The following is a 25,281-nucleotide window of genomic DNA, read 5'->3' as shown; positions in this document are numbered from 1 at the left end:
GCTTATATGGAAGAGAATGCTAGAACAGAAGCTTGTCCGGATCGCTGCCGACGCGACGGTTCTGATTAAGGCTGTCGATCTTCTTGATTTCGTCGGACGACAGCTCGAAATCAAAGATGTCCGCATTCTCGCGTATCCGGGAAGGAGTAACCGACTTCGGAATCGTGACGATCTTGTTCTGGAGGTTCCAGCGCAGGATAACCTGAGCCGGCGTTTTGCCGTATTTCTGGGCGATGCCGGCCAGCGTCGAATCATCGGTAAGCTTGCCCTGCATCAGCGGGCTCCACGCTTCGAGCTGGATTCCCTGTGCGCCGCAGAAATCCTGCAGCTCCTGCTGGATCAGCCGCGGGTGCAGCTCCACCTGGTTCACGGCAGGAACCGTCCTGCTGTCCTGCAGCAGGTCCTTTAGATGGTGAACGTGGAAGTTGCTGACGCCGATGGCGCGGATTTGTCCTTCCTCATACAGGCGCTCCATCGCTTTCCACGTATCTTTGAATTTGTCTTTGCCAGGCCAATGAATCAGGTACAAATCGATGACCTCGAGGCCAAGCCGCTTCTGGCTGCCTTCGAAGGCCTGGAGTGTGGAATCATAACCCTGGTCATCGTTCCACACTTTGGTCGTGACGAAAAGCTCGCCTCTCGGAATGCCGCTCTCGGCAATCGCGCGGCCCACTTCTTCCTCGTTGCCATAAACCTTTGCAGTGTCGATGCTTCGGTAGCCGATTTCCAGCGCCAGCTTTACCGCCTTATACACATCGTCCCCTTGGGCTTTGAAGGTGCCTAGCCCAAGCCATGGCATCGTAACTCCGTTATTCAGGATGGTGCAATCGGTAATGTGCTTCATACTCTCACAACCTTCCTTATGAAATAATGAGGAGACTAAAGAAGACAATCCTCATTATAGCATAATCAGGGACGGGCCCCAAAAAAGCCCTTTCAATATAGTCGGCACTCCGCTGTATGGATATGACCCGAATCCCGAAGGATGACATGCAAAAAACCCGCAAAGCACAGTGCGCTTCACGGGTTCAGACAGGAACCTACGAATTCGATTTCCCTTCCTCGGACGTCAGTGACGCCAAACGGCTCTTCTCCTCGGCCAACATTTCTTCTGCCAATTCGACGGCTTGACGGTTCTCCGCCAGGCCAGCTTGACGTACGGCTTGTTCCGTATGAGCCAGACGGTTGTGCGCCTGCTCGATCATTTGCCCGGTCGGATGGGACAGAGCCGAGGAAACCGCGTTGTGGAGCTTTTCCACCGCGTTTTGAGCCTGGGATACCGAATTTTGTGATTGCAGACTGGAATCGTAACGTGTTGTCATAAACAGTTGCTCTCCCTTCACTACAAAGTTCCTACCCGTCCTTAGAATGGTATGGAAGGAGCGGAACTATGCAGCAATCCGGGAATCCACCATTTTCCATCAGGTCCCTGCACACAGGTTCGAAATAGAGCGCCTTAGTGATCGCCGTGGTTGCCTTGGGATGGATTGGTGATCACAAAGCCTTCCTGCGGAAAATACAAATAGTCGATTTTGACGCCGTCAAGAAGCGGCTCATTCTTGTCCAGAAGCACATCGATTTCCTTATCGGTGCTGACGATTTCATCCGAATCCTTGGGCTTGTCCATATCCAGGCCGTAGTGCGCATGGTCGCCATGGGCGTGGGTCACGAGCACGCGAAGCTTCAGATCGCGGTTTTCTTCCTTCTCTAGTTCCTTTTTAAGCACCTTGGCCGCATTGCGGGTAATTTTGCATTTCATCGGCTACATCTCCTATAGGTAAGGTCAGTTTTACATACGGTATAGATTGAACTCAAGTTTCGAATTGAACCCCTGTTGTAAAAGTTTATCCAAGCTCTTCAACATAAATTTCTTGAGTTCATTCTATTTGTAACTATTGATTGTACAGTATCGGATATAGGATGGCAAGAAGCCTCAGCGCACCGGACCTTTGGGCGGCTGAATCGTACCGTTGTCCAGCAGACCGGGGTATTTTTTATCCATTCGGGAGACAAACCATCCCGTCATCAGCATCGTGACTCCTATATCGTCAATCGGGATAAACGGCATAACGTCGGGCAGCACCCAATACAGCACCACCGGAACGAGAAACAGCAGCTTGTCCATGATGGCCACATGAGGCGAAACCAGGTAGCGCCAAATCCGCGAGAACATGTGGGACCAGCGCCGCAGCGACAGCAATCTTCTCCATTTCATGCCTTTCCCTCCTCTTCTTGTATACTTGTAGTACGGATCCATCCGGATCTGGACGAGCTCTCATGCGAAAAAAGGAAACGATCGCCGGTCTTTACTTAAACCTAACACAGCGTCCGCTCCCTTAATCATATCATACGTAATCTTGCAGAAAATGTTTCAATATTTTTTTCACAATGACATGAGTTCAGCCAGAATCAAACCGACGTCCAGGCTGATTTGATCGTAATCCTCAAGCGGAAGCGGGTTTTTGCCCAACCCGACCTCGACAGTAAAGCCGGGACGGCGGAAATGCTGGATAAACCAATCTTTATAGCCGGCGTCGCTGCCTTCCAGCCTTACGGGACGATAGCCGCTGACCTGGCCCAGGCGGCGGGACCATTCCCGGCTCTCCTTGGGCTCATAGTTGCGGTAATTCCAGTAAATCTCCTGCCCCTGGCTGTGCAGAGATACGGCCGCATCAGGCGACGTTTCCAGCGTAAAGGCCGCCAGCGCGGCCGCTTCCGGCTCCGTCAGCGGAGCGGTACCCGGGTAATCCCGGGGGGACGGAGAACGTTTGCCCCGCCTTTGCACCTCTTCCTCCCAATGGGCCGGGAACTGATCGCCCAGGTCCACGCCGTGAATATTGGCCTTCCAATGCCGGAAGTCGCGGCGGCAGCCGTTCCACTCCGTCAGCTGCCTGTAATACGGATGGCCGGGATGAATCCCTTCTTGAACCAGCTCCACGCCGTCCGGATTGACCATCGGGACGACCCAGAGCGTGCACTGCTGGTACCACTGCACGGGATCATAGCCGTTCCAGCGCTCCCCGTATTGCAGACTGCAGACGTATTCCTCGATGAAACGCATGACGGACGGCGTCGTAATCCATTCGTTTGCATGGATGGAAGCGTTCACATGTATATGTTTGCCGCCTTCCCCGATTTTTACATACGGAAGCGGTTTTCCGAGTACGCTCTCTCCAATCGATCCGGTTTCGATCTTAGGATAGAACGCCGCCAACTGCCGGATATCCTCCTTCATCTGACGGTAACCGTATTCTCCCAGAAGCTGGACAATACCCGCCCGTTCGGACGGAGGAAGCACCAAGATGCGCCCTTCGGGAAGAACATGCGGCGAAATGCCGGGATTCATCTCCATGATCGCCTCTTCCCGGGTTTGAAAGGCCGCAGCGATGCGGTCCAGCGTATCGCCCGCCTGAACCTCATACCTTCTGCGCGGAGAAGAGGGAAGGTACAGAATCTGCCCCGGAATTAAATAGGGCTGGTCGGGAGCCCAAGGGTTGGCATTGATAATATGACTCGCCGATAACCCCTTGCTTGCGGCGATGCGTCTCAGGGTGTCGCCTTTCTTCACGGTATACTGCTGCATGGCATCGTTCCTTTCCGCGGGACTAGACCGCAGTCATCACCATTCGTAACATTGTATGCCCCAGTGAGCTTGGCCCATGCGGTAAAAACGATCCCTAACGCCCTGCGTCCTTTTAGAAAAAATAAAAAAGTCTCTGTATGAGTTGAAAATTGAAATCGATGATAAGGGCATATACGTAAAATGTTCCTACGATCACTCTAAGCAAACCTCAAGGAAGCCAGACTCCATTTAAACGGAGTTGTCACACGATAGGAATGCCGCGACTTCCTTTTCCTTATATCCAAAAAATCCGTAAGTCACCCTGAAGGCGGCTTACGGATTTGAGACCATCCAAAATCCTTATTCATCAAATTTGGAGACCTGCCATACGACCGGCGTCCGCCGGATTTGCTCCCCCAGCCACAGCTTTGCGATCCGTTTAAACATTTCGGGGTCGCCGCTGCAAAAAAACTGATGGACCGGGCTCTCCTCCCGGCTCGCGAGCTGCCCTTGATTATACAGAATAGTGCTGATTTCACGGGCCGTCTCGTTCGCCGAGCTGATCAGCTTGACGCTGCTGCCGATCACTTCCTGGATCGTATCCTTCAAAAAAGGATAATGCGTGCATCCCAAAATCAGACAATCGATGTCGGATTGGCGGATTCCCGCGAGCGACCTTTCCACGATCGCCGTCGTTTCTTCCGAGCGGAACAAACCCTGCTCCACGAGCGGAACCAGATCCGGACAAGCCTGGCTGACCACCTTGACATAAGGCGACAGCTGCTGAAGCGCGGTGGTATAGGCCCCGCTGCGAATCGTACCGACGGTCCCGATGACGCCCACTTGACCCGTTTTGGTCGCGCTGATGGCGGCTCTGGCTCCGGGATGAATCACCCCGATGACCGGAATCGGCACTTTCCCGGAAATATAGTCCAGCGCCGCAGCTGTCGCCGTATTGCAGGCGATCACGATCGTCTTGGGACTGAATTGGATCAGAAAATCGACGATCTGCTCTGTAAATTTTCTCACTTCATCGGACGAACGGGGTCCGTAAGGGGTGCGGGCGGTGTCTCCAAAATATATGATTTTTTCCCGTGGGAGCTGTCTCATGACCTCTTTGGCCACGGTGAGCCCGCCCACACCCGAGTCTAAAATTGCGATTGCCTGCTGCACGAACACACCGCTTCCTTCTCGTTTTCTTCTCTCTGTAGCTACCATATGAAAACCGTCAACAAAACGTACCTCATATCTTAACCCATTTCGTTTTTTCGGACAACCACGGCAACGCACCCGAAAATATGGAAAAACAGGCCCTGCTCCCGGGTGACACCAGGAGTGGGCCTGCGTTTTACGATCCTGAATTCATGCCTGCTTCCAAATTAGTCACGCTTCGCTTCGGCGTCGATCAAATCGAAATCTTCGAACTCATCGGGCTCGCCGGCGGCTTCTTCCGAGAAAGAGGAGATTTGGGCCAATTCGCCGGCTTCTTCCCCGTCAGCCTTGGACTTGCGCCAGGACTGGATATCGGCGATGACGTTGCCTGCGGTATCTTTCACCTTGCCGGCCCATTCCTGGGTTTTGCCGCCAACCGTGCGTGCGCCCTCCGCAATATCCTGACGCAGTTCTTTCCCGGATTTCGGCGCGAGCAGCAGCGCGGTTACCGACCCTACAATACTTCCGACCAATGCGCCCCACAGCAGGCTTTTATTCTTTTCCTTCATATCTCATCTCTCCTTTTCGCTTGATGGCACCGTTCCCGGCGGGTAAGCCTCCTGCTTCCAAGAGTGCCATACCGACAGCCCCACATCCAGCCACCGAAACGCTTCCGCGAGCCGAAGCTCATTGTCGCGGTGGGCTTTCTCCAGGCGCTCCATGGCGGAATCGGTGACGAGCTTCGAAATCGAATCTACCCGCTCCAGCGTGCCGGTTAAAGTTTCGCCAGCCAGCCGAAGCGATGAACTGAACGGTTCGATGTCTTCCACCCGTTCATGCAGAAGCGACAGTGTTGAAGATGCCTGAGTCAGCAGCTCCCTGGATTCTGCAGCCAGCTGTGTCATGTCGGCTCCCGCCTTCCCCAAAACGGATTCCGCCCGCAGCAGTACTCTCCTCAGCGTATGTAGAAGGATCATTGCCACAACAGCGAACATGATAAATCCGCAAGCGATGAGTATATAGCCCCATTCCGCCATGATGTTTCACTCCCTTCGCCCAGCCGGGCTAATGCCTAGTTGATGGTGTATTATAAGCAGGGCGGGGTTGTCTTGACACAAAATGGGCGCTATTTTTTAAAAAAATCTGCAGAAACACAAAAAGACCCGTCCATTCCCATGGACGGGCCAATAACAACCTATGCCGCTGCGGCGGAGAACTGGATTACGCACCCAGCTCCTGCTTCAAATAATCACGCACCTGCACGGAAAACTGTTCGAGAATGTCCGGCAAAACCGGGGTCAGCTTGTGCAGGCTTCTCCGGTCCCATGCGTAATATTCCTGCACCAACGGTTTGCGGAGACTGACGAGCTCCGCCAGCACGGCAAACACTTCATCGTCAAACACGCGCTCCTCATGCGTAATTTCTACGATATCCTCGTAGCTGCTTGCATCGCGCATAATAAATCCATCAATTAAATAGCTGCCGACATCGGTTACGACCTCGATGGCCAAATGCAGCGCCCGTTCCTGAACGAAACCGGACACAATCCCGCCATCCCAATTCCCGGCAACCTGCTTCAATGCTTCCACGATATCCGGAATCGCTTCCAGACGCCGCTGAATTTGTTCCTGGTTCACGTAATACACGGCCTTACCTCCATGATGTGGAAATTTATTTGTCCCGTTTTCCGCGGCGCTTCAGCCAGAATAACATGACAAACAAGGCCGCAATAAATACGATGAGCAGGAATAAGGTCTCCATTGGATATTCTAAATCGCTCATGTCCCATTCTTCCTATTCTTTAGAATTCGTAGTCCACACTCACGGATACGTCTTTCACTTCGTTGATGTGGCGGATCACGATCTGGTGCTCAGGATGAACCTGGTAAGCCTGCAGATCTTCCAGCGATGCAAGCTCTGTCACCAGCGCGATATCAAAAGAACGTTCCGAATGGATGACATCGAGTCCAACCTCAATCGATACGAGCTGCGGGATCTTCCCTTCCATATTGCGGAGGACTGCGGCGGTGCGTTCAATACTTTCCGGTGATCTGTCCTTTAATTTAAAGAAGACGATATGCTTAATCATGGTATCATGCTCCTTGTCCCATTCGAAAAGTGTACTGAGAAAAATATACCATATCCTCCCCCTCAGGGAAAGGAAACATGAAGAACCGTCACAGATCGGGACCGTTACCTTTGTCTTTATTTCGCAAAACGGCGATGAGCTGGCGGATTTTATCCGGCAGGGGCAGGCCAAGCCGTCCGTAATTTTCGGTAATCGATATGAGTTCGTTGGACATGTAAAAATAGATCGCCCCCGTCTTGATGACGTCGCTCCCGCTGCCGATCAGCACGTCCATCTGGTGCGCAAGGACGATGACGAGCAGCATCAGCGCTTTCCGGGTAAGACCCCAGAATCCGACCTGGCTGTCCAAGCCGGATCCTTCCTTGATGGAGGCCAGAACCCCCGTTGCATAGTCGATGAGTATGGTGATCAGAAACACGGTAAGCAGCTGATCCCACCCTCCCAATACAACGGTAAGAATTCCGCCAGCGGCCGCACTGATGCCGTTAACAACCAGATGATTCATCTCACAGCCCCTCCTTTCCTACCATCTCTTATATGAGTATGAAAGGAGAGAGGAATCTGCGCAGTCGGATATCTTCCATCACGGGCCTATTTCATAGATTTGCAGGACGATGTGTCTTACCGTTTGTCGTTCCAGAAATTGACTGGCGGCGTGCTGTTGGTCAGCGGCTTGAACGTGTAACCTTCGGCTTTCAGCGCTTTGATCAGCTTGTCCAGAATCGACGTGGTCGCCGTCTGGTCATGGAAAAGCACGATCGGGGTAACCCCTCTCTTCTTCATGGCCTTCACATCTCTCAGCACGTTGTTATAAATCGTCTGCGGATTGCTCTTGTAGCGCCAGTCGTCCGAATCAATGTTCCAATCCCACAGATGGTAGCCGTACGAAGCCGTCAAATCCCGGTAGCTCTGAGTAAAATAAGGCTTGCTTCCATAAGGCGGGCGGATCATTTTCGTATAAACGCCAGCGGCGGCGTGCAGCTTGTCGTTATCGGTGTTCATCTCACCCAGCGCGGACGAAGGTGATGCGTAGAACGTATTTTTCTTGTGACTCATGCCGTGCAGGCCGGCCCCATGCCCTTCCTTCACGATCCTGCGGACCGCGGACGGATGCGAAGCGATGTTATTTCCCAGCATAAAGAAGGTCGCCTTCACCTGATTCCGGTCCAGCACGTCGAGCAGGCGGGTCGTACCTGCATTCGGACCGTCGTCGAACGTAATGTAGATCACTTTGCTGCCCTGCTGCGCCGTCGTGCCGTTCCCCGTGGAAGGCTTCTGGACAGCCGTCTTCTTATGTTCCTTAATATACGTGCTGTATTTCAGTGCCAGCTGATGGTCCGTCAAGGAGGCGGAGCTGTTCACCGCACGGTACAGCGACTGGGCGGCATTGTAGGAAATTTGGTAGCCGAACTTGTCGGTCAGCTTCCGCAGGGAGACGAGCGTTCTTCCGTTTTTCAGAATGGCGTCCTTCCCGGGAACCGTCAGGACAAGCGCCTGCTTTCCGCGCGAAATGGTCAGCTTGCCTGCGGCGTACTTCGCCGACGCATTCATCTGGGAAACCGTAGAGGCGACGGGTACAAACAATGTACCGTTATGTATAAGCGGCTGGGGCTGGTCGTAAGTGATCAGTTTGTCATTGACAGCGACAAAGACGGAAGCCTTGACAGAGGACGCCGTGCTGCCCGCGGCTGTAGCCAGCCCTCCTTCTGCCGAAAGTACAGTGCTAAAAACAAGCAGGAATGATAAGAGCCATTTCGAGTAGTGCAACTTCTTTTTCAACATAATCTACCAACCTTTTTCTCTCGGATTTGGCTAAGATGTCGTAGATACGCGAATCTAGTAATCTAGCACCCTTGCATTGTACCCTTCCCGGCTGGCGAGTTCAATTTCAATTCGGTAACAGTTTGATGACTGAATTGGAAGCATTTTGGGGTTGAAGTGAAAAAATAGTTCCTATTATTCACTTGACAACGGGATACCGTAAATTCCCGGGTCATTCGGCTGAAAACCGGGACCTTGCAGAAACAGGCGATAGCACTATTGAAAACGTAGCCGAAACTATTGTAGAATTTTAAGAAAAATCATCGGAGGAAATATGCCTAAACAACAAGAACCGCATTCCATTCAGGCGTGGTCTCTGATCAATCGCAAATACTTAGGAAAAGGAATCCGCGTCAAACGCTTCCGCAAGCCATCCCGCTGCCAAATCCGCAACCGCGTGCTGCTGGCTGTCCTGATGGCCAACGACATCAAGCTGTCCCAGCTGGCTGAGGACATTTCGGTTTCTTCCCGGAGCGTGAGCGCCTGGGTATATGAAGGACGGATCCCGGGAAAAAAGAATTTGGACAAGGTATGCCAATACCTGGGCTATCCGCATCACATTCTGTTTAATCATACCGTTACATCTACAAGCCCGATCATCTGTCAGCCTTCCTCTTCGCGCTTCATGCGCCGGACGCTGACTCGGTCGCCTGTCAGCAACAAAATACTAACGGGGCTGTGCATGGTTCACGACCTGTCCGTCAGCGACGTCAGCGAATGGATGGACATCCATCCCGGAACGTTCCGGAAATGGCTGCACCAAGGGACGCTGCCGTCAGCCAGCTTTCAAGACCGGGCGGAACAATTTTTCCGCATCCCGAAATTCATTTTGTTTGCCGACTGCATATTGCAGGACGAGGAATCATGACACTTTTGGCTTATTCACCGCATTGATCATACAAGGTACGCCCTGCTGTTACGGAGACATTCCGTACGGCAGGGCTTTTTTCATGCTTCGGGAGGCCCGGGCTTCGGTTATATCGCAATAAAGTTCCGCTAAATGCGTCACACTCTTCGAATGTACATCGATAGACGTTTTTCTTTGCCTTCCAGCCTTTTTTCCGCCTCAAGCACGCCGAAAGGCCGAACCGTTCTTTCTCTCAAACCTTTTTCTATATACTTACGAAAAATAACTGAAAACCTGTTGACATGTGTTCCAAGTGAGGTATAATAAGGTCAAAGAAAGTCAAAGTCAGAGCGAAAGATCAAACTTGTACTGCATGAACAACCTCTTTAGGTGTTTGACTTTCGGTGCAGCCGTCTTTGTCCTGACGGAAGTTCTGACTTTTATCCCTTTATTCCGGCGGCCTGCTCCCGTAAGGCGCGGGCAGCCGTTTTCCTGATTAGGGCATCCAGATGAAGTATTCAAAAATTGATTAATCCATTAACTAACGAAAGGGGCATGCCTTCATGCGCTGTCAACATTGTAATCATAACCAGGCAACCGTAGGTCTGAGCCTCACTGTCAACCATAAATCCGAGAAATTGTTTCTTTGCGAAGATTGCTATGCCAAAGTAAACGGCGGCGTGCCGTTTGCGGCCGGCTTTGGTCCTTCGGGCAGCTATTCTTCTCCGTTGGAAGATTTGTTCCGCGGCTTCATGCAATCCGGCCAGCCGGTATCCGGCGCGGCGCAGCAGCCTCCGAGAGCCGCCGCTCAAGAAGGCGGACGGCGCGGCGGCGGGCTGCTGGACCAGCTCGGACGCAATCTGAACGACGCGGCGCGCGGCGGCAAGATCGACAACGTCATCGGCCGCGATGAAGAGATCGACCGCGTCATCGAAATTTTGAACCGCCGGAACAAGAACAATCCAGTGCTGATCGGCGAACCGGGCGTCGGCAAGACGGCCATCGCCGAAGGGCTGGCGCTGCGCATTACGGAGGGCAGCGTACCAGCGAAGCTGCGGAGCAAGGAAGTCTATTCGCTCGACGTCGCCTCCCTCGTAGCCGGAACCGGCATTCGCGGGCAATTCGAAGAAAAGGTCAAGCAGCTGATCGCCGAGCTGGAGCAGCGTAAAAATGTTCTGCTGTTCATCGACGAGATCCATCTGCTGGTCGGCGCAGGCTCCGCGGAGGGCTCCATGGATGCCGGCAACATCCTGAAGCCGGTGCTGGCACGGGGCGAGCTGCAGGTCATCGGCGCCACAACGCTTAAGGAATACCGTCAGATCGAGAAAGACGCCGCGCTGGAGCGCCGCTTCCAGCCGGTAACCGTCGACGAGCCGACCGCCGAGGAAACGATCAAAATTTTGAAAGGGCTGCGTCCGAAATACGAGCAGTTCCACGGCGTACGCTACCCGGACGAAACGCTTGAAGCGTGCGTGCGTCTGTCCAGCCGCTATATCCAGGACCGCTTCCTGCCCGATAAAGCGATCGACTTGCTCGACGAATCGGGCGCCAAGCTGAATCTGCGGGCTCCGGTCGGCAGTGCGGACGAGATCCGCGCCCGTCTGGAACAGATCACAATCGAGAAAGACGCGGCCGCCCGCGATGAAAACTACGAGCTCGCCGCCAAGCTGCGCGACGAGGAAGCCGACCTGCAGCAGCGTCTGAACGGGGATGCCGCTGCCGGAGAGGTCCTAGAAGTAACCGTCGAGGATATCCAGAACATCATCGAGCGAAAAACCGGCATCCCGGTCGGCAAGCTGCAGGCGGATGAGCGCGGCAAGATGAAAAATCTGGCCGCCCGCCTCGCAAGCCGCGTCATCGGCCAGGGCGAAGCCGTCGACAAGGTCGCCAAAGCCGTTCGCCGCGGACGCGCCGGACTGCGCAGCGACTCCAAGCCGATTGCGTCCTTCCTGTTCGTCGGGCCGACCGGCGTCGGCAAGACCGAATTGTCCAAGGCGCTGGCCGAAGAACTGTTTGGCAGCACCGATTCGATGATTCGCCTCGACATGAGCGAATACATGGAGCGGCACTCCGTCTCCAAGCTGATCGGTTCGCCACCAGGATACGTCGGTCATGAAGAAGCCGGCCAGCTTACGGAACGCGTACGCCGCAACCCGTACAGCATTATCCTGCTCGACGAGATCGAGAAGGCGCATCCGGACGTGCAGCATATGTTCCTGCAGGTGCTGGACGACGGCCGTCTGACCGACAGCCAAGGGCGTACGGTAAGCTTCAAGGATACGGTGATCATTATGACTTCTAACGCCGGCACGGCCGCCGATAAGAAAATCATGGTTGGTTTCACCGCCAAATCCGAACAGACCCGCTCGATTCTTGATTCGCTCGGCAGTTATTTCCGGCCTGAATTCCTGAACCGCTTCGACGGCATCGTACCGTTTGCCTCGCTGAAGGAAGAAGACCTCGTAACGATCGTCGACAATATGCTCAGCGAAGTATCGGCAACCCTGTCGGAGCGCGGCATCTCCCTCGACGTGACCGGCGAAGCAAAACGCAAGCTGGCCGAACTGGGTTACGATCCGGCCTTTGGTGCCCGTCCGCTCCGCCGCGTTATTTCACAGCATGTGGAAGACGGCATCACCGATTTGCTGCTGGACGACGAAGACGTTAAGGAGATCCGTGTCGAGCTGGAAGCAGACCAAGTTCGTGTCGTTCGCGCTTAACGTCCGCCGAATAGCCAACTTATCAGCCTTAATTTAGAAAGCTCTCCCTTAACCGCTACGCGGTATGGGACAGCTTTTTTATGTGTACAGACAATCAGGCGTCGCACAACACGGCCAGCTCTCCCTTCTCCCTTCGCTGTTCCAGATGCCCGCTATAAAGCACCAGCCCCCTCTTCTTCCCCCTCACCCTCTGAGCACTCCGCGACGCACAGCCATGCCTTTCGACCGTGAAACATAAGGAAATGTTCAACGAAAAAGCCCTTCACCCGGCCCACGGACGGACGCCGCACATAAACTGAGAACACCGGGCATACTAAGCCAACAACCGCATTCCGCGATAAATAGGACGTAAGAAATATATTTTCCGTTTCATAAATTTAACGTTGACGTTAACGTTAGTCAGGATTACAATGGGTAATGTTACCCGGGAATCTTTGAGGGAGGAAGGAAATGGATGAATATAAAATCGACGATGTCGCCCGAGAGTGCGGCTTGACGAAGCGGACGATCCGCTATTACGAAGAGATCGGCGTTTTTCCGACCCCTGAACGGAGCGAAGGAGGCACCCGCCTCTATACCCGCGAGGACATCGAGTACTTGAAGAAGATCGTCAATGCCAAAGAAATTCTCGGTTTCAGCCTGCAGGAGCTGGTTTCGTACTTATCCGTATCGGACGCTTACAAGCTGCACCACCAGACCTACCATGACATGACCAGCCGGGCTCATCGGAGGCAGCAATTGACCCATATGAGCGAGATGCTGGAAGAACAGCTTCAAATGCTGCGCACCAAAGTGGAAAAAATGCGCCTTATGCAGCAGGAGCTGGAACAGACGCAGACGCGGCTGGATGATTTCATCCGCAAATTCGACGAGGAAACCGATTCCCAGGAAAGCTGAAGCCGCTGCACGCGTCTATGCAAGGGCGTCGACAGACGTTTTTTTGTTGTGGAGATTCATGAAAATTTGAAAATACATGATTCATCAAAATGGAGGTAATGTTACTTATGAAAACCAATGCTTCACAGCCCCTTGAGCTGGAACAGCGCCAAGGAGGGCTGTTGTCCCAGCCGAAGGCGGTATGGGCGATCGCTTTCGCCTGTATCATCTCCTTTATGGGCCTCGGCCTGGTTGACCCGATTCTGCCGGCCATCGCCGAGCAGCTGCACGCATCCAAGAGCCAGGTTTCGCTCCTGTTTACGAGCTACAACCTGGTAACCGGCATAGCGATGCTGATTACCGGCGTCATTTCCAGCCGGATCGGCATCAAGAAGACGCTGCTGACCGGGATGCTGCTCATCGTCATCTTCGCGGCGCTGGGCGGTCTGTCGAACTCCATCGGCGGCATCGTCGGTTTCCGCGGCGGCTGGGGACTCGGCAACGCCCTCTTCATCGCCACCGCACTGTCCGCGATCGTCGGGCTGTCCACGTCCGGCACGGCCAAAGCGATCATTTTGTATGAGGCCGCGCTCGGTCTCGGGATTTCTGTCGGACCGCTGCTGGGCGGCGAGCTGGGCTCCATCTCCTGGCGCGGACCGTTCTTTGGCGTGGCCGTTCTCATGGCCATCGGATTTATCTTCGTTACGTTTATGCTTCCGAACGTGCCCAAGCCGAAAAAAGCCAGCACGCTGGCCGACCCGTTCAAGGCGCTGTCTTATCCGGCGCTGCTGATCCTTGGAATTACAGCGTTCCTGTATAACTTCGGCTTCTTCACCCTGATGGCGTACTCGCCGTACGTCATGGACCTGGATGAGCACGGCCTGGGTTATGTCTTCTTCGGCTGGGGCATTCTGCTTGCCTTCACCTCGGTATTCGTCGCTCCGAAGCTGCAGAAGCGCTTCAGCGTGGTGTCGTCCATTGCAGCGGTGCTTACGCTGTTTACGATCGTGCTTCTCATTATGGGCATCGGCACGTATAATCACTCGTCACAAACCGTTATTGTCTGCGTCATCGTGGCCGGGATCTTCCTTGGCATCAACAACACGCTGATCACCACGGCCGTCATGCAGGCCGCTCCGGTGGAGCGCTCCGTCGCTTCCGCGGCATACAGCTTCGTCCGCTTCCTCGGCGGTGCCGTTTCTCCATGGCTCGCCGGCAAGCTGTCCGAGTGGTACCATGCGGAGACTCCGTTCTACTTCGGTGCCGTCATGGTCTTCCTCGGCGTCGTCGCCCTGCTCGTATCCCGCCGCAAGCTTGCCCATGTTGACCGGGCAGAAGGCCATTAAGGAGGTTCTTATATGTACTCACGTATTCTCGTACCCGTCGACGGATCCAAGCATGCCCGGCATGCGCTGGATTCCGCCGTATCGCTTGTGCAGAGCCTGAATACCGCTCCCGAGCTGGTGGTCCTGCACGTCAACCCGACCGTTTCTATCAATGAACCGCCGGTAGGCGTAGATCTGGAGGAGCACATCCGCCAGGAAGGCGAAAAAATCCTCGCCCCGGCCACCGAAGAAGCGAGCCGCTCGGGAGTCGCCTTCCGCACGGTCAGCAAAACCGGCGATCCGGCCAAGGTCATCTGCCAGACGGCAAAGGAAGAGTCGGCCGACCTGATCGTGATGGGCAGCCGGGGCATGGGCCTTGTGTCGGAAATGCTGATCGGCAGCGTCAGCCACAGCGTCGTCCAGCATGCGCACTGTCCGGTGATGATCGTCCGCTAACCCACCCCACACTGTGGAGTGTTTGCTCCGATGTGGATTCAAATCCTTGCTGTGACCCCGGACCACATAAATCTTTATATAATTAAATAAGCCGTCCCCCATTCTTGATGGGGAGACGGCTTTTTGCTGTGCTGCAAACGGCGGCTCATCCAAACCGTCCGGAGATATACTCCTGGGTCATGGCATTGGCCGGGTTGGTAAAAATAATTTCGGTATCGTTATGCTCCATCAGCGTGCCAAGGTAGAAATACGCCGTATAGTCGGAAATCCGTGCGGCCTGCTGCATGTTGTGTGTCACGATGACGATGCTCAGCTCTTTCTTGAGCTCGACGATCAGTTCCTCGACCTTCGAGGTCGAAACCGGATCGAGGGCCGACGCCGGCTCATCGAGGAGCAGAATCCCCGGGTTGACCGACAAGGCGCGCGCAATGCACAGGCGCTGCTGCTGGCCGCCGGAGAGCGACAAAGCAGACTGCTTCAGGCGATCCTTCACTTCGTCCCACAGCGCCGCTTTGCGCAGGCTGGACTCGACGATCTGGTCGAGCTCTTTTTTATTTTTCACGCCATGGTACTTCGGTCCAAAAGCGATATTTTCGTAAATGGATTTATAAAATGGATTCGGCTTCTGCCATACCATTCCGATTTTCTGCCGCAGCTGAATGACGTCGGTGGAAGGATCGTTGATGTCCTCCCCGCCGATCCAGATCTTCCCCTTGATCACGGCTTGGGAAATCTCGTCGTTCATTCGGTTCAGGGACCGCAGAAACGTCGATTTCCCGCAGCCCGACGGGCCGATGAGCGCGGTAACGCTCTTGTCCGGGAAGGTCAGGCTGATGTTCTTCACGGCTTCGTACGCCCCGTAAAACACGCTCAGATTTTCAGTACGGAATGTAGTCGATGATTGTTGCATGCTCATTTCTCCTATCCCATTCGTTTGGATGCCGTCATGATCTTATAGAGCAGGTTGCCGAACCAGCGGGCAAACAGGTTGAAGACAAGCACGAGGATCACGAGCACCGCCGAAGCGCCGGCGGCAATTTCCGCCGCGTCGGGCGCAATGCCCTCACTGTTGATTTTCCAGATATGCACAGCCAGCGTTTCTGCCGGACGGAACGGATTGATCGGCGACGTCGGGCTCAGCGGGTTCCAGTTGGTAAAATCAAGGCGCGGCGTGGACATCCCTGCGGTGAACAGGAGCGCTGCCGCTTCCCCGAATACACGTCCTGCCGCCAGAACCGTACCGGTCACGATGCTCGGCAGGGCGACGGGAAACAGCACGGACGTGATGATTTTCCATTTCGATAAACCAAGCGCAAGTCCCGCTTCCTTCTGCTCCTTCGGTACGCTGCGGAACGCCTGCTCCGTGATGCGGACCATGAGCGGCAGATTAAAGATCGTCAGCACCAGCGCGCCTGAGAAGAGCGAAAAACCAAAGCCGAACGTGTTGACGATCAGGAGCAGGCCGAACAAGCCGACGACGATAGACGGAAACGAGGACAGCACCTCAACGACGAGGCGGATTGCTCCAGTGATCTTGCCTGGCTTGGCGTACTCGGCCATATAGATGCCGGCACCCAGGCCCAGCGGAATTGTAATAATAAGCGTCAGCACCAGCAGGAACAAGGAGTTAAACAGCTGCGGACCGATGCCGCCGCCCTCCCGGATCGTTTGGGGCACCGAAGTAAGGAAGTGCCAGCTGATGTGGCTGAGTCCCCGGTACAGAATAAATCCGAGCAGTCCGAGCAGAACCGCCACGATTAATAAGGAAAACACCACAATAATGGCTGTTGCAATTTTGTCAGCGGCTTTAGCTTTCAAATCCGATTTCTCCTTTCGAGCAGGCGAACGATAACGACGAAGATAAAGGTCATGAACATGAGTGCGAGCGCCATGCTCCACAGCGCGTTACTGTGCGCGGTGCCCATGACGGTGTTGCCCATATCCAGCGTAATGACGCTGGTCAGCGTTGAGGCGGATTCGAACAGCGACCGCGGAATATGCGGCGCATTCCCGATGACCATCTGTACCGCCAGCGCTTCCCCGAAGGCGCGGGCCATGCCGAGGACCACCCCGGTCAGAATAGAAGGAAGCACGGTTGGCAGAATAACTCTGTAGATGGTTTGCCAGCGCGTTGCGCCGAGTGCGTACGAAGACTCCTTGAGGCCCCGCGGCAGCGAGGACAGGGCGTCAGTACCGATACTCGTAATTGTCGGCAGGATCATGACCGACAGCACGATCGAGCCCGCGGCGATCCCGATCCCCTGACCGGGAAACATGTCGCGCAGGGCGGGAACGATGACCGTCAGGCCAACAAAACCGTATACGACGGACGGAATTCCGGCAAGCAGCTCAATGACCGGCTGCAGCAGCTTTTTGCCCCAGCCCGGTACGATTTCCGTCATGAACAGCGATGCGCAGATGCTGAGCGGGCTGGCGATGACCGCTGCCAGAATCGACGTCGCGAATGAGCCGAAAATAAACGGCATGACGCCGAACTGCGGCTCGCCATGGTTGCCGTCCGGATCCCATTTGGAGCCGAACAGAAACTCGCTGAAGCTGACGCCGTCTTTGAAGAAAGTCGCCAGTCCTTTGGAAGCGACAAAATAAACGATGGACAAAATAATGACGATCAGCAGAATCGCGCAAATCGTCGTATAGCTGCGTCCCGCGAAATCTTCCATATGATGTTTTTTAAACCGTCCGGGACGGGGATTGTCAGCGATGCCTACAGGCCTTTCATCTATAGCTTTCATCGTTGTCCTTCTTTCTAAAGTGAAAATAGAGGCAGAAGTTGGTCTCTCCGCCTCTTGTCGTACATATTCAGTGTTTCATGAGAGCTCAAGGAACCTGATGTTATTTCGTGATGTTGCCGTCCTTGTCGCGTTTCACTTCCATTTTGGAAGCCGGAATGTATCCGAGCTCAACCACGTCGCCGTTTTGCACGGCATCCGAAGTCATGTAGTCCAGGAACGCCTTCACTTCCGGAGCAGGCTCACCTTTGGTGTACATGTGCTCGTAAGCCCATACTGGGTATTTACCGGAGGCTACGTTCTCTTCCGTTGCTTCCACACCGTCATATTTCAGAGTTTTCACTTTGTCGTCCAGGTAGGACAGAGCAAGGTATCCGATGGCACCTGGCGTTTCGGAAATGATCTTTTTCACCGTACCGGAAGAATCTTCTTGGATCGAACCTTGCAGGTCTTCGGTCTTCGTTCCGAGTGCATATTTTTCAAACGTTACGCGGGTACCGGAGCTTGCAGGACGGTTAACGATTACGATCTTTTCATCCTTGCCGCCAACATCTTTCCAGTTCGTCACTTTACCTGTGAAAATATCAACCAGCTGCTGCTTCGTCAGGCTGTCTACACCAGCGTCAGGATTCGTTACAGCAGCCATAGCTACAACAGCCACTTGATGGTCAACGAGTTCTTTGGCTTTGTCTGCATCCAGCTTTTCTTCAGCAAATACGTCAGAGTTGCCGATGTTGGCCTGGCCGCCGGAAACTTGAGTCAGGCCGGTGCCGCTGCCGCCGCCTTGCACTTGAACTTGGATTTTAGAGTATTGGGATTCACCCATGAACTTTTGTGCGACTTGCTCTACGAGCGGTTGGAGTGCTGTGGATCCTACAGCCAGTACGGAACCGCTGAGCGTTTCCCCTGCCGCCGGTTTATCTTCAGTCGTGGTTGTTCCCGCAGCACTGCTGCCGCTATCCGACGCGTTTTTGCTGCCGCAGGCAGCCAGCATAAGTACCAGGACCAACGTACAAAACATAAGTAACGGTTTTTTGAATTTCATAATCTAATGTTTCCCCCCATTTTGGTTTGCCGTGTAACTCTATGAAGTTTACCGACAAGTTCATTGTAGTTCTCTATCATTTTGTAAAATGATGCGTTTTGTAAAAAGAAAGATAAATATCAGAATATAATCTTTATGAGTCCATAGATTAATTCTATAATGAAGAGGAATCGGACGTGACCAAGGGGGAATCATCGTTGAATTTGTTAAAATTGCAAATCCTTGTTTATATTGAAAAATACAAGAAGGTAACCGACGTAGCCAAAGAGCTGGATATGAAACAGCCGACCGTCACCTTTCATATGAAAAGCTTAGAGGAAGAGCTGGGCATCGCCCTCTTCGAGTCCAAGCGGGGCCGCATCCTCTTAACCGACGCCGGCAAGGCGCTGTACCCCTACGCCGTCAAAATGACGGGGCTGGCCGCCGAGGCCCGGAAGGCCGTGCAGGACTACGCCGATTTGGGCAAGGGCATTCTTCATATCGGCGCCGACAGCCTGATGGGGACGATTCATCTGCCCAGGCTTGTCAACCGGTTCTGCCGGCAGTATCCCGGCATCCAGATCGAGCTGACCGTTCAGCCCAGCCGGACCGTTCAGGAGCTGCACTACAACCATGAGGTAGACCTTGCCTTTTATTATTCGCAGGACGTTGCGGCTGCCGGCATCAAGGAAGACCTGCTGCTGGAAGATGAGCTTGTCGTCATTTTTGCGCCGGGACACCCTTTCTCCAGCCTGAAATCGCTGAGCGACCAGCTGGTCGCTCAACACTTCTTCATCCAGCATGCCGAAGGCTCTTTTATGCGGGACTTCACCCGGACCTACGCGATCGAGAGCGGAATCCATTTGTGGGAGCGCATGATCATCAATTCGCCGGAGTCGGTCAAGCACACGGTAGAGGACGGGGATTTCATCTCCTTCTTCCCCTTGTCCGGCATCGCAAGCGAGCTCGCCGCCGGAAGTCTCCAATACTTGCCCGCCCCCGGTCCCGCAGGCAAATCGGTCAAGGCCTATATGGCCTATCACGCCGATCAGCCCTATTCGCCGCTCAGGGAGCAGTTCAAGCAGTTCGTCAAACAGCAAATCACCAAGCAGGATATGAAGCCCTGATTCCGCGGAATCGGGGCTTTTTTTGGCTCCGCCCCCTATGATCGTCCCGCATACTAACACTGTTTCGACCTCGTTTACCCCACGAAAAACGGACAACCCAGCTAAAAAAACACTTTACAATTCTCCCCATCTGTTTTAGCCTATACTCAATAAAGTTTCCTTAGGTAAAAACTTTTATATATGTGCATTAATTTGTCTCAAGGGAAACTTATGTCAAAGTTTTCATAATCCAAAGGAGGTTTATGCTATGCTCCCCCGTCACCGCGACCCTTCGGTGTCCGTCGACAGCCTATTCGTCTCCTATCACGGCAAGGATGCCCTTCGCGGCGTCAGTTTTACGCTGCTTCCCGGCAGCATGACCGGTATTATCGGACCCAACGGGGCCGGCAAATCCACGCTGATGAAGTCGCTCCTCGAGCTGATTCCGCGGGACCACGGCGAGGTTCGCATCCTTGGCGGCAGTGTCAAGGAAGCCCGGACCCGCATCGCCTATGTTCCGCAGCGCAGCGAAATTGACATGACGTTCCCGATTACGGTCATCGATACCGTCCTGCTCGGCACCTACCCGAAGCTCGGCCTGCTCAAGAGGCCGCGGCGGCAGCATAAAGAGCTGGCCTACCACTGCCTGGAGAAGGTCGGCATGGAGGATTTCGGCTCCCGGCAGATCGGCGAGCTGTCTGGCGGACAGGAACAGCGCGTATTTCTGGCCCGGGCGCTCGCCCAGGAGGCGGAGCTGTTCTGCCTGGATGAGCCCTTCGTCGGCGTAGACGCCGCCAGCGAGGAGACGATCGTCGCCATTTTGAAAGAGCTGCGGGATCAGAACCGCACGGTGCTCGTGGTCCATCACGATTTGAGCAAGGCGGAAGCGTATTTCGACGGGCTTGTGCTGCTTAACGGCGAGCTGGTGAAGGCAGGTCCGGCCCGCGAAGTCTGCCGTCCGGACATTCTCAGCCAGGCCTATGCGGCGCAGCTGACCTTTCTTGAAAAGAACGGAGTGGGTGTGTAATGGAATTTCTGAGCGGAATCCTGGAATACGGCTTTTTGCAAAAAGCGCTGCTGACCTCGGTCATGGTCGGAATGATCTGCGGCATTATCGGCTGCTTTATCATTCTGCGCGGTATGGCGCTCATGGGCGATGCGATTTCTCATGCGGTCCTGCCCGGCGTCGCGCTGTCCTATATGCTGGGCATCAACTTCTTTTTCGGCGCCGTGGTCACGGGCGTGCTGACGGCGCTCGGCATCGGATACGTCAGCCAAAACAGCCGGATCAAAAACGACTCGGCTATCGGCATCGTGTTTACGTCCTTTTTTGCCGTCGGCATCATCCTGATTACCTTTGCCAAAAGCTCAACCGACCTGTACCACATCCTGTTCGGCAACGTACTTGCGGTCCGCGCCTCCGACATGTGGATCACGCTGATCATCGGCATCGTGATCGCCGCGGTCGTCTACTTGTTCTACAAAGAGCTGCTCGTCAGCTCATTTGATCCGGTTATGTCCGCGGCATACGGGCTGCCCGGGCGGCTTATCCATTACCTGCTGATGACCCTGCTCACCCTCGTGACCGTCGCCTCTCTGCAGACCGTCGGCATCATCCTCGTCGTCGCCATGCTCATCACCCCGGCCTCCACTGCTTATCTGCTGACCAACCGGCTGTGGGTGATGATTTATCTGGCTGCCGGCTTCGGCGCGTTATCAGCCGTGGTGGGGCTGTATTTCAGCGTCAAATACAATCTGGCCTCCGGTGCAGCCATCGTGCTCGCGTCAGCTATCTGGTTCATGCTGGCATTGGCCTTTTCACCAAAACAGGGCGTCCTGTGGCGGCATTTCCGTTCCCGGCGCAAAAAGGCGGCTCTGAAAGGACTTTGACGCCGTCTGCCCGGAAGGCAGCTGGGTTCGCGCCGCAATGATTCTTTTTAAATAGGAGGGAATCTGTATGAAACATAAAAGGAAGGTTTGGCTCGGAGCCGTACTTATGCTGGTCCTGGCACTTTCCGCCGGCTGCTCCGGTCAAACCGGGAACAAAGCCGGCTCTTCCGGGGAGAAGCCGGTCGTGCTGACCACGTATTCGATCCTCTACGATATCGTGAAGCAGATTGCTGGGGACCGCGTAGAGCTGTATTCGATCGTGCCGGTCGGCACGGACCCCCATGAATATGATCCGCTGCCTGCAGATCTCAAGCATGCCAGCGATGCCGATGTCATTTTCTATAACGGGCTTAATCTGGAGACGGGGAACGGCTGGTTCGCCAAACTGCTGGAGACGTCGGGAAAAGCGGGGGATGACGCCCCTGTCTATGCACTGAGCGAAGGCGTGGAGCCGATGTACCTGACCTCCGCCGGCAAGGAATCCGAGCAGGATCCGCATGCCTGGCTGAGCATTGAGAACGGGATCCGTTATGCAGAGAACGCCCTAGCGGCTCTGACGAAAGCGGACCCGGCCAACCGTGAATATTATGAGCAGAATGCCGGGAACTATATCGAGGAATTGAAGAAGCTGCACGATGATGCCGTGACACGCTTTGCCGACATCCCGGAGGAACGCCGGGTTCTCGTTACAAGCGAAGGGGCTTTTAAATATTTTTCTGCAGCTTACGGGCTGAAAGCCCAATACATCTGGGAGATCAATACGGAAAACCAGGGCACCCCTGAGCAGATGAAACGGATTATTGATATCGTGAAGGCGGAGCAGGTGCCTGCATTGTTTGTGGAGACCAGCGTGGATCCGCGCAGTATGGAGAGCGTCTCCAAGGAGACCGGGGTTCGGATATTCGGCAAGGTGTTCACCGATTCCACCGGCAAGCCCGGGGAAGATGGAGACAGCTACCTCGCCATGATGAAATGGAACCTCGATACGATTCATGCCGGATTGACGAAGTAACGGGTCCCGGCGCCTTTTTCCACACAGCATCTCCCCTTCTTGCCAATGGAATGATCCTGTCTCTTCCTATATATAATAGAGTGATGACATCCTTCTTCATCAATCATCGGCCCGGTTCGGGAGGCTATGCCCAGCCGGGTCCACCCCTCTTTCGCATCCCGGGCGATTCTTGCAATTCCCTGGGCCCTGTGCTTAAATTGCAATAGTGTAATAGTTACTATTAACTTCATTGTCCCGCGTATGGCCCGGCTTAGCACAGGTGTCCAAGCCTTGTGTTTGCTGTGGCCTGATGGCGTTTTTGATAAGGGGTAATCCATGATGCTGAAGAGGGAACGCGGGCGGCCCGCCGGCAGGACAACCTGCGGATGACAGACCGTACGCTGCTAATTCCTATACGCCCTTGGATGGGCTTGGCGATCTGTGTGGAAATTACGAAAGGGGCGTCGATTGATTTTGCATAACCGTTTTTCATGGAGAGCGCTAATAGGTAAACCTTTTATCTTCTTCTCCATTGTCTTGATTTTAAAAATGCTTTTGGTCTGGACGGTCGTGTTCAGGGAAAATGCCGGAGGCTTCGGCATGATGCTGCTGACGGGCATACCGCCCGTATGGCTGCTCTTCTGCCTGATCGAAACGCTGGCCTACCGCAAGAAGCTGGTCACCTACCTGATTGTGGACCTGGTTCTGACCATTATTTATTTTGCCGTCATTATGTACTATAAGTATTTCGGAGTTATCGTTACTTATCATGAACTTCGCCAGGTAAACCAGGTATCCGAGGTCAACAGCAGCGTCTTTTCGCTCATGGATCCGTATTACTTGTTCATTTTCACCGATATCGTCGTGCTGTTCATCCTTATCTGTTCGAGCCGGCGGTTCCGCGCCTTTGGCCGCAGCTTGTCCGTCCGAACGGGCCGCCCGTGGTTTGCGGGGGGAGCCGTCCTGGCACTGATCGCCTGTGCCGCGTGCATTTTTCCGTTCCGGAGCGGGATGAACGAATTCCAGCAGGCCCGGGATATGGGGATTCTCAACTATGAAGCGTATGTCGGCTTTGCCCCTTCCAAGAACATCAAGGTCGACGCCAAGTCGGTCACGCCTGAGGCGGTTGCCCAGGTGAAAGGAACGACCGAGCCGGCTCAGCCGGCATACTGGGGTGCCGCCAAGGGCAAAAACGTCATCGTCATTCAGCTCGAAGCGTTCCAGAATTTCCTCGTCAACCTGAAGATCGACGGCAAGGAAATTACCCCGAACATGAACAAGCTGGTCAAAGATCATATGTATTTCCCGCATTTCTTCCAGCAGGTCGGTCAGGGAAACACGGCGGATGCCGAATTCGTCGTGAACACCTCCCTCTACGTTCCGTCTAACGGGGCTGCTTCCGAGGTGTATGCGGACAAGGCGCTGCCGAGCGCGCCCAAAACGTTTGCCGCGAGCGGCTATCAGACGGCGACGTTCCATACGAACAGCGTCGTGTTCTGGAACCGGGATCAGCTGTATAAAGCGCTCGGTTGGGAAAAATATTACGACGACAAGTTTTTCGGCAAAAATGACCTCGTTTCGTTCGGTTCATCGGACGAGCTGCTATATGCCAAGACGGCCGAAGAGCTGGCACGGATGCAGGGAACCGGCAAACCGTTCTACGTGCAGGTCATTTCCATGTCGGGCCATCACCCTTTCCGCATCCCGGAGCGCAAGTTCAAGATGGAGCTCCCCGACCGTTATAAGGGAACCCTTGTCGGGGATTATATTCAGTCCCAGAATTATGCCGACTACGCCCTCGGCCAGTTCGTGGACGAGCTGAAGAAAAACGGCGTCTGGGACAACAGCGTCATCGTCCTGTACGGCGATCATCAGGGACTTCCGATATATTCCCTCAATAACAAAGAGAAAAAGCTGATGAAGGAAATTTACGGACGGGAGTACACCCTCCCCGATATGATGAACATCCCGCTCGTCCTCTCCGTGCCGAACCAAAAAGCCCAGACGCTGGAGCAGGTCGGCGGGCAGTCGGATATTTTCCCGACGCTGGCCAATCTGATTGGCGTCTCGCTGAAGAACCAGGTGCACTTCGGCCAGGATCTGCTCAACCAGAACAGCCCCGTGCTGCCGCAGCGGTATTACCTCCCGTCGGGCTCGTTTATTTCAGCTAAGGGAGCGTTCGTACCGGGCTCCGGTTATGCCGACGGGGTGACCTATCCGCTGAACGGAGGCAAGGTCACCAAGCCGCTGGATTCCAAGGAAACGTACGAGCGGGCGCACAAGCTGATCAGCATGTCGGATGCTTACGTGGCGGCGCTGCCGGAGTGGAAGGATCAGGAGAAGGAGCATGCCAACACGGATGCGAATACGGATTCGAATGCGGATGCAAACACGGGGGCGACTTCTCCTCCGGCCGGATCCAGAGCAGGGACTTCCCCGGCAAATGATAAAACGAACAGCACCAAAACCAAACCCGCCGATGCCAAGACAGATGGGACCAAACCGGCGGATGCCAAAGCTAGCAGCACTCCAACAGATACCCAGGCTGGCAATACACCAGCGGGCAGCAAACCAAGCAATACCACCCATGCGAATGATTCGGAAAAGCCGTCCAAGCCGGGCGATGCTGCAGGCAAATAAAACTTACGCTTTAGAAACCAAACAAGACCGG

The 25,281-nt window shown here is 54.4% G+C and carries 26 protein-coding genes; 10 read left to right on the top strand and 16 right to left on the bottom strand.

Annotated features, from left to right (window positions below):
• Positions 1-19: 19 nt before the first annotated feature.
• The 12 genes from MKY74_RS12045 to MKY74_RS11990 form a co-directional block, all read right to left on the bottom strand.
• Positions 20-844 (bottom strand): aldo/keto reductase, encoded by an 825-nt coding sequence (locus MKY74_RS12045; RefSeq protein ID WP_076170264.1) that lies wholly within the window; start codon positions 842-844, stop codon positions 20-22.
• Between the two features lie 196 nt (positions 845-1,040).
• A complete protein-coding gene (locus MKY74_RS12040) occupies positions 1,041-1,322 on the bottom strand; it encodes a hypothetical protein (RefSeq protein ID WP_076170265.1) in 282 nt (93 codons plus the stop codon).
• 134 nt (positions 1,323-1,456) lie between these two features.
• On the bottom strand, positions 1,457-1,759 hold the full coding sequence (locus MKY74_RS12035) for a heme biosynthesis protein HemY (RefSeq protein ID WP_076170266.1): 303 nt from the start codon (positions 1,757-1,759) through the stop codon (positions 1,457-1,459).
• A 174-nt stretch (positions 1,760-1,933) separates the two neighbouring features.
• Complete coding sequence (locus MKY74_RS12030) at positions 1,934-2,215, bottom strand: hypothetical protein (RefSeq protein ID WP_076170267.1); 282 nt, start codon at positions 2,213-2,215, stop codon at positions 1,934-1,936.
• 168 nt (positions 2,216-2,383) lie between these two features.
• Positions 2,384-3,583 carry a M14 family metallopeptidase gene (locus tag MKY74_RS12025; RefSeq protein WP_076170268.1) on the bottom strand — a complete coding sequence of 400 codons (1,200 nt, stop codon included), beginning with the start codon at positions 3,581-3,583 and terminating at the stop codon, positions 2,384-2,386.
• 339 nt (positions 3,584-3,922) lie between these two features.
• Positions 3,923-4,735, bottom strand: coding sequence for a glutamate racemase (racE, locus tag MKY74_RS12020; protein ID WP_076170743.1), 813 nt, complete (start codon positions 4,733-4,735; stop codon positions 3,923-3,925).
• Between the two features lie 206 nt (positions 4,736-4,941).
• On the bottom strand, positions 4,942-5,283 hold the full coding sequence (locus tag MKY74_RS12015) for a YtxH domain-containing protein (RefSeq protein WP_076170269.1): 342 nt from the start codon (positions 5,281-5,283) through the stop codon (positions 4,942-4,944).
• Positions 5,284-5,286: 3 nt separating this feature from the next.
• On the bottom strand, positions 5,287-5,751 hold the full coding sequence (locus tag MKY74_RS12010; RefSeq protein WP_076170270.1) for a hypothetical protein: 465 nt from the start codon (positions 5,749-5,751) through the stop codon (positions 5,287-5,289).
• Positions 5,752-5,935: 184 nt separating this feature from the next.
• Complete coding sequence (locus MKY74_RS12005; RefSeq protein WP_076170271.1) at positions 5,936-6,361, bottom strand: DUF86 domain-containing protein; 426 nt, start codon at positions 6,359-6,361, stop codon at positions 5,936-5,938.
• Positions 6,362-6,516: 155 nt separating this feature from the next.
• Entirely contained in the window at positions 6,517-6,804 is a 288-nt protein-coding gene (locus MKY74_RS12000) for a Dabb family protein (protein ID WP_076170272.1), read from the bottom strand.
• Positions 6,805-6,892: 88 nt separating this feature from the next.
• Positions 6,893-7,309, bottom strand: a complete 417-nt coding sequence (locus MKY74_RS11995) for a phage holin family protein (protein ID WP_076170273.1) — start codon at positions 7,307-7,309, stop codon at positions 6,893-6,895.
• 116 nt (positions 7,310-7,425) lie between these two features.
• Complete coding sequence (locus tag MKY74_RS11990; RefSeq protein ID WP_076170274.1) at positions 7,426-8,586, bottom strand: polysaccharide deacetylase; 1,161 nt, start codon at positions 8,584-8,586, stop codon at positions 7,426-7,428.
• A 313-nt stretch (positions 8,587-8,899) separates the two neighbouring features.
• On the opposite strand from MKY74_RS11990, the gene MKY74_RS11985 reads away from it, so the two are divergent.
• The 5 genes from MKY74_RS11985 (at position 8,900) to MKY74_RS11965 (ending at position 14,849) form a co-directional block, all read left to right on the top strand.
• Positions 8,900-9,493 (top strand): helix-turn-helix domain-containing protein, encoded by a 594-nt coding sequence (locus tag MKY74_RS11985; RefSeq protein WP_076170275.1) that lies wholly within the window; start codon positions 8,900-8,902, stop codon positions 9,491-9,493.
• A gap of 542 nt (positions 9,494-10,035) precedes the next feature.
• A complete protein-coding gene (locus MKY74_RS11980) occupies positions 10,036-12,192 on the top strand; it encodes an ATP-dependent Clp protease ATP-binding subunit (protein ID WP_076170276.1) in 2,157 nt (718 codons plus the stop codon).
• Between the two features lie 450 nt (positions 12,193-12,642).
• A complete protein-coding gene (locus MKY74_RS11975) occupies positions 12,643-13,089 on the top strand; it encodes a MerR family transcriptional regulator (protein WP_076170277.1) in 447 nt (148 codons plus the stop codon).
• A 107-nt stretch (positions 13,090-13,196) separates the two neighbouring features.
• Positions 13,197-14,414 (top strand): MFS transporter, encoded by a 1,218-nt coding sequence (locus MKY74_RS11970; RefSeq protein WP_076170278.1) that lies wholly within the window; start codon positions 13,197-13,199, stop codon positions 14,412-14,414.
• Between the two features lie 12 nt (positions 14,415-14,426).
• A complete protein-coding gene (locus MKY74_RS11965; RefSeq protein WP_076170279.1) occupies positions 14,427-14,849 on the top strand; it encodes a universal stress protein in 423 nt (140 codons plus the stop codon).
• Between the two features lie 145 nt (positions 14,850-14,994).
• Here MKY74_RS11965 and pstB read toward each other — a convergent pair whose 3' ends face one another.
• The 4 genes from pstB to MKY74_RS11945 form a co-directional block, all read right to left on the bottom strand.
• On the bottom strand, positions 14,995-15,759 hold the full coding sequence (gene pstB / locus MKY74_RS11960) for a phosphate ABC transporter ATP-binding protein PstB (protein WP_089546020.1): 765 nt from the start codon (positions 15,757-15,759) through the stop codon (positions 14,995-14,997).
• 11 nt (positions 15,760-15,770) lie between these two features.
• A complete protein-coding gene (pstA, locus tag MKY74_RS11955) occupies positions 15,771-16,667 on the bottom strand; it encodes a phosphate ABC transporter permease PstA (protein ID WP_076170281.1) in 897 nt (298 codons plus the stop codon).
• A complete protein-coding gene (gene pstC / locus MKY74_RS11950) occupies positions 16,664-17,530 on the bottom strand; it encodes a phosphate ABC transporter permease subunit PstC (RefSeq protein ID WP_260869391.1) in 867 nt (288 codons plus the stop codon). Before pstC ends, pstA begins: the two co-directional genes overlap by 4 nt.
• A 172-nt stretch (positions 17,531-17,702) precedes the next feature.
• On the bottom strand, positions 17,703-18,644 hold the full coding sequence (locus tag MKY74_RS11945) for a phosphate ABC transporter substrate-binding protein (RefSeq protein ID WP_076170283.1): 942 nt from the start codon (positions 18,642-18,644) through the stop codon (positions 17,703-17,705).
• Positions 18,645-18,841: 197 nt separating this feature from the next.
• On the opposite strand from MKY74_RS11945, the gene MKY74_RS11940 reads away from it, so the two are divergent.
• From MKY74_RS11940 to MKY74_RS11920, 5 genes are all read left to right on the top strand, one after another.
• Positions 18,842-19,750 carry a LysR family transcriptional regulator gene (locus tag MKY74_RS11940; protein ID WP_076170284.1) on the top strand — a complete coding sequence of 303 codons (909 nt, stop codon included), beginning with the start codon at positions 18,842-18,844 and terminating at the stop codon, positions 19,748-19,750.
• A 247-nt stretch (positions 19,751-19,997) separates the two neighbouring features.
• Positions 19,998-20,756 (top strand): metal ABC transporter ATP-binding protein, encoded by a 759-nt coding sequence (locus tag MKY74_RS11935; protein ID WP_076170285.1) that lies wholly within the window; start codon positions 19,998-20,000, stop codon positions 20,754-20,756.
• Complete coding sequence (locus MKY74_RS11930; protein WP_076170286.1) at positions 20,756-21,619, top strand: metal ABC transporter permease; 864 nt, start codon at positions 20,756-20,758, stop codon at positions 21,617-21,619. The genes MKY74_RS11935 and MKY74_RS11930 overlap by 1 nt, the downstream gene beginning before the upstream one ends.
• A gap of 67 nt (positions 21,620-21,686) precedes the next feature.
• Positions 21,687-22,631 (top strand): metal ABC transporter substrate-binding protein, encoded by a 945-nt coding sequence (locus MKY74_RS11925; protein WP_076170287.1) that lies wholly within the window; start codon positions 21,687-21,689, stop codon positions 22,629-22,631.
• Positions 22,632-23,210: 579 nt separating this feature from the next.
• A complete protein-coding gene (locus tag MKY74_RS11920) occupies positions 23,211-25,250 on the top strand; it encodes a sulfatase-like hydrolase/transferase (protein ID WP_341012189.1) in 2,040 nt (679 codons plus the stop codon).
• Positions 25,251-25,281: the final 31 nt, after the last annotated feature.

It is taken from the genome of Paenibacillus sp. FSL R5-0378, from assembly GCF_038009285.1.
Lineage (GTDB): Bacteria > Bacillota > Bacilli > Paenibacillales > Paenibacillaceae > Paenibacillus_AQ > Paenibacillus_AQ favisporus.
The sequence above is the reverse complement of the archived record's forward strand: the minus strand, read 5'-3'. Positions and strand labels throughout refer to the sequence as shown.

Coding starts and splice junctions, on each gene's coding strand:
- MKY74_RS12045 (WP_076170264.1), bottom strand. CDS start 844: ATGAAGCACATTACCGATTGCACCATCCTGAATAACGGAGTTACGATG.
- MKY74_RS12040 (WP_076170265.1), bottom strand. CDS start 1,322: ATGACAACACGTTACGATTCCAGTCTGCAATCACAAAATTCGGTATCC.
- MKY74_RS12035 (WP_076170266.1), bottom strand. CDS start 1,759: ATGAAATGCAAAATTACCCGCAATGCGGCCAAGGTGCTTAAAAAGGAA.
- MKY74_RS12030 (WP_076170267.1), bottom strand. CDS start 2,215: ATGAAATGGAGAAGATTGCTGTCGCTGCGGCGCTGGTCCCACATGTTC.
- MKY74_RS12025 (WP_076170268.1), bottom strand. CDS start 3,583: ATGCAGCAGTATACCGTGAAGAAAGGCGACACCCTGAGACGCATCGCC.
- MKY74_RS12015 (WP_076170269.1), bottom strand. CDS start 5,283: ATGAAGGAAAAGAATAAAAGCCTGCTGTGGGGCGCATTGGTCGGAAGT.
- MKY74_RS12010 (WP_076170270.1), bottom strand. CDS start 5,751: ATGGCGGAATGGGGCTATATACTCATCGCTTGCGGATTTATCATGTTC.
- MKY74_RS12000 (WP_076170272.1), bottom strand. CDS start 6,804: ATGATTAAGCATATCGTCTTCTTTAAATTAAAGGACAGATCACCGGAA.
- MKY74_RS11995 (WP_076170273.1), bottom strand. CDS start 7,309: ATGAATCATCTGGTTGTTAACGGCATCAGTGCGGCCGCTGGCGGAATT.
- MKY74_RS11990 (WP_076170274.1), bottom strand. CDS start 8,586: ATGTTGAAAAAGAAGTTGCACTACTCGAAATGGCTCTTATCATTCCTG.
- MKY74_RS11985 (WP_076170275.1), top strand. CDS start 8,900: ATGCCTAAACAACAAGAACCGCATTCCATTCAGGCGTGGTCTCTGATC.
- MKY74_RS11980 (WP_076170276.1), top strand. CDS start 10,036: ATGCGCTGTCAACATTGTAATCATAACCAGGCAACCGTAGGTCTGAGC.
- MKY74_RS11975 (WP_076170277.1), top strand. CDS start 12,643: ATGGATGAATATAAAATCGACGATGTCGCCCGAGAGTGCGGCTTGACG.
- MKY74_RS11970 (WP_076170278.1), top strand. CDS start 13,197: ATGAAAACCAATGCTTCACAGCCCCTTGAGCTGGAACAGCGCCAAGGA.
- MKY74_RS11965 (WP_076170279.1), top strand. CDS start 14,427: ATGTACTCACGTATTCTCGTACCCGTCGACGGATCCAAGCATGCCCGG.
- pstB (WP_089546020.1), bottom strand. CDS start 15,759: ATGCAACAATCATCGACTACATTCCGTACTGAAAATCTGAGCGTGTTT.
- pstC (WP_260869391.1), bottom strand. CDS start 17,530: ATGGAAGATTTCGCGGGACGCAGCTATACGACGATTTGCGCGATTCTG.
- MKY74_RS11945 (WP_076170283.1), bottom strand. CDS start 18,644: ATGAAATTCAAAAAACCGTTACTTATGTTTTGTACGTTGGTCCTGGTA.
- MKY74_RS11935 (WP_076170285.1), top strand. CDS start 19,998: ATGCTCCCCCGTCACCGCGACCCTTCGGTGTCCGTCGACAGCCTATTC.
- MKY74_RS11930 (WP_076170286.1), top strand. CDS start 20,756: ATGGAATTTCTGAGCGGAATCCTGGAATACGGCTTTTTGCAAAAAGCG.
- MKY74_RS11925 (WP_076170287.1), top strand. CDS start 21,687: ATGAAACATAAAAGGAAGGTTTGGCTCGGAGCCGTACTTATGCTGGTC.
- MKY74_RS11920 (WP_341012189.1), top strand. CDS start 23,211: ATGATGCTGCTGACGGGCATACCGCCCGTATGGCTGCTCTTCTGCCTG.